General features: G+C 35.3%; 20 protein-coding genes. 15 read left to right on the top strand and 5 right to left on the bottom strand.

The genetic code is table 11. From position 1 onward, the window contains the following. Positions 1-2: 2 nt before the first annotated feature. Positions 3-203, top strand: a complete 201-nt coding sequence (locus Q0612_RS11275; protein ID WP_298884773.1) for a type II toxin-antitoxin system HicA family toxin — start codon at positions 3-5, stop codon at positions 201-203. Positions 204-337: 134 nt separating this feature from the next. On the opposite strand, the gene Q0612_RS11270 is transcribed toward Q0612_RS11275, so the two are convergent. Next, positions 338-919: a recombinase family protein gene (locus Q0612_RS11270; protein WP_298884770.1), complete on the bottom strand. Its 582-nt coding sequence runs from the start codon at positions 917-919 to the stop codon at positions 338-340. Positions 920-1,116: 197 nt separating this feature from the next. Between Q0612_RS11270 and Q0612_RS11265 the strand changes: the two genes are divergently transcribed. From Q0612_RS11265 to Q0612_RS11210, 12 genes are all read left to right on the top strand, one after another. Next, positions 1,117-1,503 carry a hypothetical protein gene (locus tag Q0612_RS11265; protein ID WP_298884767.1) on the top strand — a complete coding sequence of 129 codons (387 nt, stop codon included), beginning with the start codon at positions 1,117-1,119 and terminating at the stop codon, positions 1,501-1,503. 252 nt (positions 1,504-1,755) lie between these two features. Beyond that, entirely contained in the window at positions 1,756-2,121 is a 366-nt protein-coding gene (locus Q0612_RS11260) for a hypothetical protein (protein ID WP_298884765.1), read from the top strand. After that, the gene (locus tag Q0612_RS11255) at positions 2,118-3,779 is read left to right on the top strand and encodes a PcfJ domain-containing protein (RefSeq protein ID WP_298884763.1); all 1,662 of its coding nucleotides are present in this window, start codon (positions 2,118-2,120) and stop codon (positions 3,777-3,779) included. The genes Q0612_RS11260 and Q0612_RS11255 overlap by 4 nt, the downstream gene beginning before the upstream one ends. 299 nt (positions 3,780-4,078) lie before the next feature. Continuing rightward, entirely contained in the window at positions 4,079-4,288 is a 210-nt protein-coding gene (locus Q0612_RS11250) for a hypothetical protein (RefSeq protein WP_298884760.1), read from the top strand. Positions 4,289-4,309: 21 nt separating this feature from the next. Further along, a complete protein-coding gene (locus Q0612_RS11245; RefSeq protein WP_298884758.1) occupies positions 4,310-4,489 on the top strand; it encodes a hypothetical protein in 180 nt (59 codons plus the stop codon). Next, positions 4,486-4,653: a hypothetical protein gene (locus Q0612_RS11240; RefSeq protein WP_298884755.1), complete on the top strand. Its 168-nt coding sequence runs from the start codon at positions 4,486-4,488 to the stop codon at positions 4,651-4,653. The genes Q0612_RS11245 and Q0612_RS11240 overlap by 4 nt, the downstream gene beginning before the upstream one ends. Positions 4,654-4,666: 13 nt before the next feature. Next, positions 4,667-5,122, top strand: a complete 456-nt coding sequence (locus tag Q0612_RS11235) for a hypothetical protein (protein ID WP_298884752.1) — start codon at positions 4,667-4,669, stop codon at positions 5,120-5,122. Between the two features lie 356 nt (positions 5,123-5,478). Next, positions 5,479-5,874 (top strand): single-stranded DNA-binding protein, encoded by a 396-nt coding sequence (locus tag Q0612_RS11230; RefSeq protein ID WP_298884749.1) that lies wholly within the window; start codon positions 5,479-5,481, stop codon positions 5,872-5,874. A 326-nt stretch (positions 5,875-6,200) separates the two neighbouring features. After that, the gene (gene rpsF, locus Q0612_RS11225) at positions 6,201-6,527 is read left to right on the top strand and encodes a 30S ribosomal protein S6 (RefSeq protein ID WP_298884747.1); all 327 of its coding nucleotides are present in this window, start codon (positions 6,201-6,203) and stop codon (positions 6,525-6,527) included. A gap of 78 nt (positions 6,528-6,605) precedes the next feature. Next, the gene (locus Q0612_RS11220; protein WP_298884744.1) at positions 6,606-6,863 is read left to right on the top strand and encodes a type II toxin-antitoxin system Phd/YefM family antitoxin; all 258 of its coding nucleotides are present in this window, start codon (positions 6,606-6,608) and stop codon (positions 6,861-6,863) included. Further along, positions 6,856-7,116 carry a Txe/YoeB family addiction module toxin gene (locus Q0612_RS11215; protein ID WP_298884742.1) on the top strand — a complete coding sequence of 87 codons (261 nt, stop codon included), beginning with the start codon at positions 6,856-6,858 and terminating at the stop codon, positions 7,114-7,116. Before Q0612_RS11220 ends, Q0612_RS11215 begins: the two co-directional genes overlap by 8 nt. Before the next feature lie 640 nt (positions 7,117-7,756). Then, the gene (locus Q0612_RS11210; RefSeq protein WP_298884739.1) at positions 7,757-8,122 is read left to right on the top strand and encodes a hypothetical protein; all 366 of its coding nucleotides are present in this window, start codon (positions 7,757-7,759) and stop codon (positions 8,120-8,122) included. A gap of 175 nt (positions 8,123-8,297) precedes the next feature. Here the strand turns inward: Q0612_RS11210 and Q0612_RS11205 are convergent, their stop codons facing one another. The 4 genes from Q0612_RS11205 to Q0612_RS11190 form a co-directional block, all read right to left on the bottom strand. Next, positions 8,298-8,609, bottom strand: a complete 312-nt coding sequence (locus tag Q0612_RS11205; RefSeq protein WP_298884736.1) for a hypothetical protein — start codon at positions 8,607-8,609, stop codon at positions 8,298-8,300. Positions 8,610-8,832: 223 nt separating this feature from the next. Continuing rightward, positions 8,833-9,888, bottom strand: coding sequence for a DnaB-like helicase N-terminal domain-containing protein (locus Q0612_RS11200; RefSeq protein WP_298884733.1), 1,056 nt, complete (start codon positions 9,886-9,888; stop codon positions 8,833-8,835). A 219-nt stretch (positions 9,889-10,107) separates the two neighbouring features. Continuing rightward, positions 10,108-10,842 carry a hypothetical protein gene (locus Q0612_RS11195; protein WP_298884732.1) on the bottom strand — a complete coding sequence of 245 codons (735 nt, stop codon included), beginning with the start codon at positions 10,840-10,842 and terminating at the stop codon, positions 10,108-10,110. A gap of 16 nt (positions 10,843-10,858) precedes the next feature. Further along, entirely contained in the window at positions 10,859-13,042 is a 2,184-nt protein-coding gene (locus Q0612_RS11190; protein ID WP_298884730.1) for a DNA topoisomerase, read from the bottom strand. A 127-nt stretch (positions 13,043-13,169) separates the two neighbouring features. Between Q0612_RS11190 and Q0612_RS11185 the strand changes: the two genes are divergently transcribed. Together Q0612_RS11185 and Q0612_RS11180 are read left to right on the top strand one after the other, a co-directional pair. Continuing rightward, the gene (locus tag Q0612_RS11185; RefSeq protein WP_298884726.1) at positions 13,170-13,583 is read left to right on the top strand and encodes a helix-turn-helix domain-containing protein; all 414 of its coding nucleotides are present in this window, start codon (positions 13,170-13,172) and stop codon (positions 13,581-13,583) included. Continuing rightward, positions 13,583-14,011 (top strand): hypothetical protein, encoded by a 429-nt coding sequence (locus Q0612_RS11180; protein ID WP_298884723.1) that lies wholly within the window; start codon positions 13,583-13,585, stop codon positions 14,009-14,011. Before Q0612_RS11185 ends, Q0612_RS11180 begins: the two co-directional genes overlap by 1 nt. Positions 14,012-14,072 lie beyond the last annotated feature (61 nt).

The raw sequence follows: 14,072 nt of genomic DNA, 5'->3' as shown, positions 1-14,072 counted from the left end.
CCATGCAGCTTATCAGCGTAAGAGAATTAATCTACTTGCTCAAGAAAGCCGGTTGGCAAAAGATGGCTCAAAAGGGCAGCCACGCCCAATACCGCCATCCGGTCAGAAAAGGAAAAATAACTATACCATCTCATCGGCTTGGCAATACAATTCCTCTTACCACAGAGCGGAGAATTTTAAAGCAAGCTGGACTATTAATGTAACCATTAATTAAGCAAAAATAAAAGGCTATCATATAGACTTTAAAACAGTATATACGACAGCCTTTTATTTAAATATTGGTAGCATGTACCAAAAATTCAAGATTATAAAATGGAGGAGGATATGTGCCATCATCTTAATCATTGTCTATCTTATTTTCGAATTCCCGAACCATTCTATAAAATGTACTGCTCTTTAAATTTTCCATTTTCATAAAATCGACAGCTTTAATCTTTCCAGCCCTCCACACCTTATAATTGACAGCAAATGTTTTACTAAACTGTTTTTTAGGTCTGCCATATGCTCTACCCTGCTTAATACATAGGTCAATGCCTTCGCGTTGGCGCTCATGAATTGTTTCTCGTTCTAATTCTGCGAGCGCAGCAAAAATAGACAGAGTAAATTTACCTTGCGGTGTAGTACTGTCGAAGCTTTCCTTTAAAGAGCAGATAGCTACTCCTTTATCGTCCAGCATCTGCACAATGTTGAAGAAATCTACAGAACTTCTTGCCAAACGGCTTATGCTTTCTATATAAAGCGTATCCCCCTCTCTGACGTACTCCAACATCTTCTGCAGCTGCAGACGGTCTGTATTTTTTCCACTTACATGTTCCTCAAAAATTTTGTCCATCTTAATTCCATTATCAGTAAAGCACTGAAACTGTCTTCCGGTATTTTGCTCCTTCGTACTTACTCTTATATACCCGATATTTGCCATTGTCTCACATCCTTTTGCTTCAAAATGTCATCTTCTATTTTGGGATGTCCCATTATTGAAATGGTAACATTTTAGTACGCTTTTTGCAAGGTTTTTTCACTCTCCCATAAAGTATACATTTTGAAGCAACCATTTGAAGCCGGTAACTATAAGTAAATAAAAATCGTCACACAATAATTATAAAAGGAGTCGATAAAATGAAGATTTTAACACCAAGCATTCTCAGTCAAATACGACAAAAGGTAAAAGTATTCGTAAAAGAATTAGAGGATAAGAAAATCCAGCAGCGCTATTTTTATGATCGCTATGATATGATAGTAGATACGATACGCTCTTATGGTTGGACTTATTCCACAATTAAAAATGGCGGATCAGAAGATATATTTTACGAAATGTATATAAATGTCGGTTATAACACTTACCTCTGCATCTATATTGATCTGGAAGATGATTTTACCGAATTACCGCCCATTGACTGCTTTGATTTACCAGTGGTCGGTCAGAACTCCTTCATTGCTCAGCACCTGGAATACTATACTCAATCACACGGCTACGAAATTATAGCACGCGAAGAAATATTGTAAATTAGTGTAATGATGAATTGTCCCAGCTAATATAATATAACAAAAACAGTACCTTCGGTACAATAAAACAAAATACAAACAGAGAAAATCAATATTCAATTTGATGCTTTACGCGCACATATTTTAAGCCTAGTCTGCAGCTTATGCTAAGGATGCTCCGCACCGCAAGCGGCTACGTCCTTGCATAAGCCTGGATTAGGCTTTTTTTATATGTGCGTAAAGCAAAACAAATATCGCACGGGGGTGTATATAATGAACGTAAATGAAATAAAGCAATTTCTGTCATTTCAAGCCAAAGCATTGGATTGCTTAGAATTTCTTATCAAGTATGACCGTGAACAGGCGATGAAAAACAATCAGCCTGCCGAAAGGACTATAGTATTAAAAGCTTTTATTGATACACAACGCAGAAGCTTGGACGTTGCCAATCTTTTATTTACAAAGCATGAACAAGCCATAATTAAAGACGAAAAAGCTAAAGCTGAAAAAGAACAACGAGCAAAAGTACAGGCTATAAGAAGCAAAACTCTTGCCACTATTACTCAACAACCTAAGCAAAATGCTGAAAATGAAGAAGTGGGTTTATTTGATGCATTACAGGGAGATGATAACCAATGAAGAAACTAATGGAACTTAACCTTTTCAGCAAAGGCATATTTGTTGTCCGTGCTTATTGGGGTAATGTTGTTAAGCATAACATTGCACCTTATACACCTACATTATATCTTGCTCATTCAGATACACATAATAAGCAAAACCGCAAATGGCATAGCAGAAGTATCACAAATTGTTATTGCAGAGCCTGCGATACACTTATGGTTATTCCAGGAGCTATAGACAACCTTCTGTATAATAAATCTGTCACCTGCCCAGTCTGCGGACGGGAACATCAAATCAATAATGTATTAATAACCGAAGATAGTTCTTCACCTATGCCATTATATATAAAGGCAAGTCTGATTGAATTTAAAAGCTATATACGCCTAAAATTCTCTTATGATGCCATTATTTTAGGAGAAAATGTTTATTCCGACTTCAACGAAAACTTTAAGGTTATAGAGCAATTTGATTTTCATTATACGGAAAAACGAGTTGTTTGGGAGAGATGCATAAATGATACCAAAGAAATCAGAGAAATTGGTTTCTACTCGGATTTGCTTAACCCATTACAAACTGTCCTAAATTTTATTCCCTACTCCATTGTTGATAAAAAAGGTAAAAGAATGTCAGAGCTTATGACTTATCTGCGTAATTATCTTACAGAGAAAATGCAGGAACAAGGTTACAGCAAGCGTAAAATGTTCTTTTATGCCCCAAAGTCTAAAATGACAGAACGCAACCTGCTATATATAGCAAGAAAAGTAAGATTTTGGGACGAAAGCGAAACGAGTGATTTTTACAAATTAGATAGTTACAATCTTAGCATTGCTATCAAAAAATTAGATTTACCAGACCTAACAGAACAGGAACGCAATCTTTCTTTACTGATTCAAAAAGGAGAAACCTATCTTGATGCTTTCCTTGAAACATTTTCTTTACCTAATAACCGCCTTGTAAGGAAAAACTTAAACTATTCAAGCGTTTATCCTCTGCAAAATGCACTTAGTCTGAACAATGAAGTTTTAGCTTCTACCTTAGTTCCATATTTTTCAAAAAATCACAACAGCATCACTACAATATGCAGTTACTATAAATATCTCGCTAAATACTACCCACAAAAACATTGTAACGATGTTTTGCACAGTAATTTGCGTACTTTGCAGGATACAATTAATCTGTTTAATATGCTCACCAAAAAGAATCTTGCTAAATTTGAATCAGAAAAGCCACACTTCAAAGAATTACATGATTATCTTAGCATATTAGTATCAAAGCAAAAATCGAATGAGATAAACTATCACTTCCCGGCTCATATCATAAACAGGTTGGATATGCAGTTGCGTAACAGTACCTGCAAGGTACTGACACAATATAGCCAAATTCTAAAAGCTGGCATTGATCTAAAAAACTGTGCTGCCAGTTATAAGAACCGCATCAATGACAATTTACAACTTGTCCTTATAACTGATGATAATGGTAAAGCTAAAGTTTTACTTGAAATAAAAAATCAGTCAATAGTACAGGCTAAGCTGTTTAATAACAGGCAGGTCAAGACCAATGCAGAATATAACCTAATCGTAAAAGAGTTTGCTTTAAAGGCTCAGCTTTCCATAGCTACAGAAGATATAGACATGGATGAAAAAGTTGGAGAAAGCAAATTAGCGACATCAGCATAAAGGAAAGCCAGGCATCAGCTTGGCTTTTCTTTATACTCCTATACAGTTATATAGAATATATAAGCTTATATATTCTATATAACTGTATAGGATGAATTAAAACAGTGCCTAATGCACAATAAAACAGGCAACGCCAAAAATAATCTTTTCTTGCTTTTCCCGCACATATTGTAATTGCTCATACGCCTGCTGGCAAGGCAAACCTGCAAGCAGGTGCTAGGCAGCCTTGCCCTCCGGCTATTCGCAATCACTTAATATGTGCGAAAAGCAAATAAAAATTCTCGCAGGGAGGTATGGATATGAGCGAAGTTGAAATTAACCGCATGATGTACGAAAACTTGATAATAGCTAAAACCATTGGTTTTATGGTTCTCTTTCTCATTGTCTGCATTGCATTAACGCAGATATATGATTATCTGAAAGCAAAACCACACAAAAGAAAGCCTAAAAAGCGTTTCTTCTATGCAGGTACTTATGATGATTTCATGAAAGAAGATAAAAAGAAATAATGGGGAGATGTGAAGAGCAGAATGAGAATAACAATCACTACACCTAGAGGAACTTTTACCGGTTTGCTGATGACAAGACAAGAAGCAAAAGAAAAAGGCTACGGCATGTATTTCAGTCATGATATTTATGACATTTACACGAAGTCTGATGTTAAAACTTGGCATACAGATTTTGCTTTTGTGGAAAAACTTATGAAATGACTATTGAAGAAGCTAGAAGCTTGCCTAACCAACAACTAATTGAAAAAGCCAATCAGTTTATAAAAATCTATAACTCTTCCACGGACAGTTGGCACAAAAAATGCTTAGACGAAGCATTGGAAGTCATTGAAGCTGTAGCTAAAGAAAGAGGTATTGAAATTTAAGGAGGAATTTCAAATGGTTGAATCAACAGAAAAACTTGTAGCATTAAAAATTGAACCAAGCAGTATTGTTATAAAAGTAGAACTGCCACCTGCTGAATATAAGTATCAAAGAATGAAAAAAGGTATCGGAGAACTTTGCGGCTTCATTGATATTAAGGACATCTACGAAGAATTAGGCTTAGATGATTACTGCCTTGTATTCGACGATGAATTTCTGCTTAACGGCAGACCTATTCTGAATCCTATTGCCAGCTACCTTTTCGGTTATCAAGAATATGGTCAGCCGTTGTGTGGTAATGTTTTAGTAATGAAAAACTTTATCAATGATGACGGAGAAATTGATACAGTAGGATTGGAGGATGAGGACATTAATAGAATTACGAATTTCATCAATAATAATATTGATAAAATATTTGCGACTGCTGATGAGTTCATGGAACAAATTATTAAGCATATGATAAGAAAATAAAGTAAAAAGAAGAGTTGGCTAAAATGTCAGCTCTTCTTCTATATTTTCCATTGCTTTATATAAGACATATGGATTTATATCCTTTATATGAACATATAAGTTTAAATTAACCATTGGAGTATTAAAACAGTGCCTACGGCACAATAAAACAGGCAACGCAAAAAATAATCTTTTCTTGCTTTTCCCGCACATATTGTAATTGCTCATACGCCTGCTGGCAAGGCAAACCTGCAAGCAGGTGCTAGGCAGCCTTGCCCTCCGGCTATTCGCAATCACTTAATATGTGCGAAAAGCAAATAAAAATTCTCGCCGAGTAGGGCGGATACAAATACTGCTCATACAGGAGGAAACTTATTATGAATACTATTACTATCGTCGGGAACCTTGTACGTGAACCAGAAATTCATTACACAGATAATGGTGCTGTCTTTGCAAATTTCAGCATTGCAGACAACGGCTTTGCTAAAGGCGAAAAGACTACTATTTTTTGGAAAGTAATCATGTTTGGTGCCGCTGCTGAAAATTTTGGCAATGAAGCTGTCAAAGGTCGCGAATACACCATTAAGGGTATCTGCACTCCCAATACTTATGTAGACAAAAATGGCATTGAACGACACGAAATCGGCTTGCAGGCTGAATGTTACAAGAATGGTCGCTTGCCTAAATCAGCAAGAACTGACAACCAGCAAGACACCAGTTATAAGAATCAGCATTCTCAAGGTCAAACAAAACGTTCCTACACAAGAAAATAAACTTATGAAGGATAGCCATGGATACCCTGGCTATCCCTTTTTCTATTCGTATAAATCTATATAACCTATTTTATGACTATAGCAGATAAATTAAAACAGTGCCTACGGCACAATAAAACAGGCACAGCCAATAATATTATTTTTCTTGCTTTTCTCGCACATATTGTAATTGCTCATACGCCTGCTGGCAAGGCAAACCTGCAAGCAGGTGCTACGCACCCTTGCCCTCCGGCTATTCGCAATTCCTTAATATGTGCGAAAAGCAAATAAAAATTCTCGCCGAGTAGGGCGAATACAAATACTGCTCATACAGGAGGAAATTTATTATGGAAAGAAATCACGATGTTCTGATTAAGCCTACTCTCAATGCCTATGAGATTATGTTTATCACCAAACCTTTTGAAGACGAAACCATTGATACTGTCATCGAAAAATATGAAAAACTGCTTACTGATAACAACAGTGAAGTTGAACATACTGACCGTTGGGGACAAAAGCGCTTAGCTTACACAATCAGAAACGGCAACAAAGATTTTGATTACGGCTTTTACGTATTAATAACATTCAATGCTGTCAGCAAAACTGTATTGGAGCTTGACCGTGTTATGAGAATCGACGAAAATATTTTGCGTCATATGATAATTAGAAAGTAAATTTACTGATTTCATCTTGCATCCTTGTACAATATATTGTACAATATATTGTACAAGGATAAAGGAGGTTCGATAATTATGTTAGCTGTTAATTATTCTACGCTCAGAAATAAATTAAAAGATTATTGTGATGAAGCAAGTGATAATAATCAAACTGTTATTATTACTCGTAAAAACGAAAAAAACATCGTTATTATGAGCCTTGATAACTACAATCAGCTTATGAAAAGTATCCGAAATGCTGAATACCTTGCTAAGCTTGATAGAAGCATGGAGCAAATAAAAAAAGGCTTCGGGCAAGTACATGATTTAATAGAGGATACAGAAGATGAATAAGGTATGGACTAATATCTCGTGGGATGAATATTTGTACTGGCAACAGCAGGATAAAAAAACTCTCAAACGCATCAATGCTCTAATCAAGGATATAGAGAGAAACGGAGCTTTAGAGGGTATTGGTAAACCAGAACCATTAAAATATAGACCTGGTTATAGTAGACGTATAGACCAAACAAATAGACTTGTATATGATATTGACACTAATGACAATCTTTACATCTATTCATGTAAAGGTCATTATGAAGATTAACTAGTAGAGTTGGCATTTTTGTGCCAACTCTTTTTATGTTTTTATGTGTTTGTATAACCCAATATGGATTATATGTTTATATGAAATATATAGACTTATATGAAGATATAACAGAAATCGACGAATTAAAACAGTGCCTACGGCAAAATAAAACAGGCAACGCCAAAAATCATATTTTTCTTGCTTTTCTCGCACATATTGTAATTGCTTATACGCCTGCAGGCAAGGCAGACCTGCAAGCAGGTGCTACGCAGCCTTGCCTTTAGGCTAATCGCAATTCCTGAATATGTGCGAAAAGCAAATAAAAATTGTCGCAGGGAGGTGGTATACTAGTTCATCTAGAATATTTAAGGAGTGGTACGATTGATTAATTCAAAGAGATTTTTCAAAAGTTTAGACCATTGCAATCAAATAGAAATTACGTACAATAATGGATGTTTTACCAGAACCAGGTATTGTAATGGGCAAAAAATGTATATTTCCGAAAATATTACAGCATATGAAGCTGCCATTAACTTAGGCGTTAGTGTAAATGAATTGCTTAAAAAACAGGAAAAACTGATGTTTAAACATAAAAAACTCAACATCTATAGCTTCATAGCAGAAAAACAATTTTAACGATGATAAGAAAGGATTTATTATGGGATATTATAGTGATATAGCCGTTGTAATGCGTAAGGCGCGTTATACGGAACTGTTGAAATCAATAGACGCTATTAATGATAATAAGCTGAAAGACAATGTGAAAACTTTAATGCAGTCTGCTTATGTGGATGAGTCTCCTTGCAAAAAGTGGGTAGCTATTAAATGGACTAACCAAAAATGGTATGTACATGAATATCCTTACGTTGGATTCATCGATGCTTTCTTCGACAAACTTGATGAAGAAGAGCCACAAAATTATTATCGCATTATTCGTGTCGGTGAAGACTATGACGATATTGAAATCTTTGGTTCATGTAGCATGGGTATATCCTTAAAGCGTTGCATTGAAATAGGTTTTTAAAAATACTTTAAAGAAAGCCGTTCTTCAGAACGGCTTTCTCTTCTTTATAAAAGCAAATCAAAACAGTGTCTACGGCACAATAAAACAGGCACAGGCAATTTTATATGTCCAACAAAAAAGAAGGCTCAGAACGTCTCCTAGGATTGTCTCTGAGCCTTCTTTTTTCAAAATGCGACTACTTATATGCGTCAACCAAAAACTCTACTCTACTGGAAATCATATCAGCAATAGATAGTAATCCGGCAATGAGCAGGATTAACGGCAATAAGAAATCATGATCATAGACATATTTCCCATAACAAATCATTAAAAGCAATAAGATAACAGCTATTTTCAGTAGCATACTACAAGGCAGAAAATCAATCGCATATTTTCCACACGGACCATCAGAATACTTTTTGAGCATATATAAGTTATATCCTAAGCAAGCTGTAACATCTAAAACTGCTAGGCCAGCAACAATATTTATCATTAAATTAGCATCCATAATCTCACCTGCTTACGTTTTGTATAATAACCTAATCTACCTTAACAGCTATTCTATCATAACTTATCTTTAAGTACAATAAGGTTAATCCAGCATAACTGCTGCAGTTCTACATTTCTTTAAAAGTAAGCACTGTACTGTCAAAAGACATATCTATACTACCTACAGGTCCACCAATATGCTTTTCAATAGACAACTTATAGTCACTATTATTATCTTTTTTTTATAGTAAGCGTAAATCATCCACTTGTATTTGTTCCGGTATTTTTTTCATATTAACGATAATCACTATTCCCAATTCATCTGCCAATGACTTTACTTTTTTTAACAACTCCTCATAAGTTTGCCTGATACACTGAAAATCTAAAATAAGTACATCCATTTTCTTTTCTCTATATATTTCTCTTATCCGGCTTATCAATTCAATCAAAGAAGCATCAAAACTATATATACCTACCCTATCAGTCTCGTTGGAAATAATAGCTTGCTGTATTTTTTCCCAATCATCATCACTCATCTGATTGGTTTTAAATTTCCAACATGATACTTCAGCAAGCACACATATCATTCTTAAAGCTATCTCATCAAGACCGCTATCAGTAATATATATGACTTTATTGTTCTTCATCATATTAGCCATGATTTGAAGCACCAATGCTGTTTTTCCACATCCTGAGACACCATATATAATCGTTAACGTTCCAGGATGCAATCCATTAGTCATATTATCCAGACACTTAAAGCCTGTATATATACCTTTATAGTTACTTGAAATTACGCGATTAAGACAATATTTAAGCAGTTCGCTTAGCGAATCAGTCTGTAAAGTCTCTTTATGATGAAAATTAGAAAGCTGCATCACAAGATGTTGCGCCTCATCTACAGCTTTATTTACATCACTTGCACTATAACCGAGTTCTTGAATAATCATCCCAGCTCTAATCATAGAACGAAGAACCGATTTATCCTTAACTATAGCTGCATGATAAGTTATATTTGCTGCAGATATTGCATTTAATCCCATAACATAAGCTAATCCACCGACTGAAGCCAATTCATTTCTGCTGCGCAGATAATTAGTTAATGTTATATAATCTATTGGCTCATCATGAAAAAATAAGCTCATCATTGCTTTGTATATTACTTTATGGGCTTCTCGACTAAAGTCGTCAGCATCTAATACATCCAATATCTTTTTTATACTATCCCTATCTAAAAGAATTGCAGCAAGCACTGCCTGCTCTGCAGCAATGTCTTGTGGTAAAAACTTCTCTTCCATTTTATCACCAGTTTTATAAAAAAAGAGACCTGGAACAAGTCCAGGCTGAGTTGGGAGAAAAATATAAAAACAAAAGGTAGTACATAAGGAGAATGCGTACATTTAGGAGATGTACGCTATGTACAAATTAATTATAATATATTTCTTATCAAAATTCAATATAAATATATCAAATTCATATTAATTCAGCACTGTCAAGGCATCATAAACACAATAACTTTATTTTAAAATCATATACATTATAGCAAGAAACAGCAATAGTGGTGTAATTACACCTGATGTAATTACAATCTGCGTTGCTAAATCAGCATTGTTACCTAATTTTTTAATCCATTTTTGAGCAGCGCTATTCATAGCATTAAAATTAGATACAGCTGTTTCCAAGGCAGTTTTATTCTGCTGACAGCAATCTTCTAACAATTTTTTAGGTATTTCATTGGCGGCCGTTTGCAACTCTCTTATACATTGAGTGGTACTTTCATTGATGCCATTAAAAGCAGTCTGCAGATTGGTAACGCTGGTATTGATATTGCTGCTGGTTTTCAATAAGGATTGAGATAACTCATTGAGTTGTTGTGGTTGTTCAGCTATTTCTTGTAAGGAGACCATGAGTGATTTTATATTATTATCAATTTCTTCTAACCGTTGTTGTGTATTTCTGATAAAATTAGTTTGGTCATTTTCTATAACAGTCACCTTATCATGTATACCGTTAATTGCTTCTGCCAATTCCTCTATATCATTCAGATTAACTTCTTCAGCTAAGTCATCATTTTGGTTATTAGAATCACATTCATCAAAATTAGAAGAAGCGTCCTTTTCTACATCAGTATTATCAGAAGCTGTATCATTTTTTTCTTCGTTAGCAGCCTCATCATCTTCTTTCAAAATATTATTTACTTCATTATCACAAGCTGCTGCAATAGGATCTGTGGACTTGTTTGGTTCATCCATTTAATCATCACCTCGTTTACGATTTATGAAATGGCTTTTTGATAAAAGTATTGTTAGGCTTCTGGGAAAAGTCTGGCATACCATTCTTATCACGATAATTTTTATTGCAATGAGGACACTTCCAGAAAAAACCATATGGTCCTTTGGCTCTATCCATAACATTTTTGCATACCGGACAATATCCAATTATAGGCTCTCCGTCATCTCCAACATTATAATAATATGGTTTGTTATTATAGGGGTTTTTACATTCTTTGTTATTGCAAAGAAAGAATTCTGCCTTTGTTGCTTTGCTGTAACATTTTATAAGATTACCATTATGACAATGCGGACATTCAACTGGCGGTTTACCTTCCGGATCAGGAGGGAACTGATGATGTTCTGCATAATCAATATTTTCATTTACCATGCATTTTATCTCTTCCAGAAAAGATGCTATATCATATTTTCCTGCTTCAACTTCCGCCAATTTATATTCCATAAGCGCAGTAGCATCTGGTACAGTAAGATTTTTTCCTATATTATCGACGACGTAAAAACCAAAAGCTGTAGGAATAAGCTCATTTTTGATTTCTTTTAACATCGGTCGTACCGGTTTACCCTTTATGGTTGTAGCTAGTAAATCTTCAATAATGCCATCCCTGGTGGCTGGTGTACCAAGACCTTTAATTTCTTTCAATTTATCTCTATTAGGATTATCACTGGCCATATAACGCCATATATCTGTCATTGCACTAATTAGAGTGCCGGCAGTAAAGCGTTTTGGCGGTTTGGTTTCTTTAGCGTCTATTCGACAATCAGCCGGGAGACCTAAATTCTCTCCTTCCGCTAAGTTTGGCAGTACATCAGTCAAGTTATCATCTTCTGTGTTGCTTTCTCCAAGGCCTACGCCTTTATAGCCGTAATCAAGGATATGCTTACAGCTGCCACGGAATGTTTCATCAGCTGCTATTATTGTGTATTCAGCCGTTTCAAATTTACATGGATGCAGAAATTGCATAATATATCTTTGTCCGATTAGCTTATACACTTTATCCTGATCACTATCAAGGTTAGCTGGCAGGACACCGGTCGGAATAATTGCATGGTGGGCAGTAATTTTGCTGTCATTCCATGCTTTACCAATAATACTCAAATCTGCTTTATCAGCTACATTTAAGCCATATTTTTTTAGAGCTTCAATAATTTTTGGGGAATCCTCTAGTTGTGCTTTAGGAATATAGTTGCAGTCAGAACGTGGATATGATACCAATTTCGCAAGATAAAGCGATTCAACAATGTCCAACACTTTTTTAGGGGATAAGTGGTATTTTTTATTTGCTTCTACCTGCAGCTTATCCATAGAATAAGGTAGTGGAGGATATTCTGCACCAGTAGAACGTTTATAGCTCTTTACAATACCAGCTGACATTTTTACCTTTGTCGCAATGGCCTGCAGCACAGTTTTTTCCAATACCCGTCCTTTTTCATCTAGATTTAATTTATCCGATGGGACTAACTTTACTCTAATAGGCACATTCTCCTTTTGGAAGGTTGTTTGCAGCTCATAAAAATAATGTTTAGAAAAGCTCTGTAAATCACGTTCACGTTGTACGACTAGAGCCAGGGTGGGCATTTTTACACGTCCTACACGCCAACGCTCATCTAATCCATATTTTTTTGCCTGCTCCTGATAGCATCGGGATAAATTCATCCCGACAAGCCAATCAGCTCGCTGGCGTGCTTGTGCCGCGATATACATATTTTTATGATTGTCGTTATCATCCATTGCATCAAAAGCTCGTTTTAATGATGAGTTATCTTTAGCGTTTGGCAAAATACGTTTTACAGGTCCTTTATAGCAGCATTTATCTAAGATTTCATCCACAATGCATTGACCTTCTCTATCTGGATCTCCGGCATGTACAACCTCTTTAGCAAGGGATAGCAAATCCTTTAACACAGAGAGCTGTACTGATTTATTAGCATATGGGTTTATCTCCCAATCAACTGGATATACCGGATAATAATTCCATGTCGGATAGCCATAGTCTGCAGGTTGTGCAAGATAGTATAGATGTCCTGCAGCCCAAGATATGGCGATACCGTCCTTTTCTACATAGGTTTTGTTGTCATGATAGTCTTTTTGGGGCCAAAGAAAATCTGCAATGGCACGTCCCATATCTGATTTTTCTGCGATAATAAGTCTTTTAAACGTCAATTTCAGCACTCCTTTAATTTAGATTTTTTATATGTATTTACGTTTAAAACGTACTTTTTCATTGTCTAATATAGCAATTTGTGATAAAATGATATCAGAAATTGAGTATAAGATTGGATTAATTATTATGGTACAAGAACAAAATAAACTAACTAATGAAATGAATACAGATTGGTTATCTGTTTGTAAACGTCTGAAAATTTATCGCAATTCACTCGGACTTAACCAAGCAAAATTTGCTGCCAAGATTGGTAAAGCACAAAGTTATTACAGTAATGTTGAGCAGGGCAAATTACGTCCTAGCTCAGAAATTTTGCTATCTATAGCCAAATTGGGCTGTGATATGAACTGGCTTCTGTCGGGGAATATTGATGAAGCAAAAGTAGAAACATACGTCAGTCATGGTTTTACGATGCTTTCTATAATTAATCTCATTGAGAAGCTAGATGATGACGGGAAGGAATTCATCCAGGAAGTAATAGCAGCGTACTTGAAATCCCAAAAACATAAGGATTCTCAAAATATTGAAGGTGATAATTAATGAGCCTTAAAGATACATGGGCTAAATGGGAAAAAGAAGAAAAAGAACGTAAACCAGAAACCGAATATTATCAATGGGTAGACAAAAATGGTTATGTTCACGATAAAGAACGTGAAATATGGCACTTGTCTGTATATGATTTTGTGGTGATGCTCAAAAGTGCTTTTAAAATAACTATCATACTTTATCTGGCTTATATTGCTGTTTGCCTGTTTTTTATCATGCAAGGTAATAAATATATGCATATACCAACTACACTGACAGAAACTATAGGCGCAATTCTGCGATTATATATTGTAGTTGCCCTGGTACGTTGTTATAAATATGTTTGGAGAGCTGTAACGACAGTTTTAGGAATTATCTTATTAATAGGATTAACTATATTAATCTGTACTGTATTATTTTATTCTATTCGTGCAATCGTTTGATTTAATTAAGGAGCATTCCCGTAATCAACAAATATGAGCTTTGCAAAAAAAGAGAAACCCC

The organism is uncultured Phascolarctobacterium sp. (assembly GCF_937920985.1).
Lineage (GTDB): Bacteria > Bacillota > Negativicutes > Acidaminococcales > Acidaminococcaceae > Phascolarctobacterium_A.
This window is presented reverse-complemented; position numbering and strand designations above follow the sequence as displayed.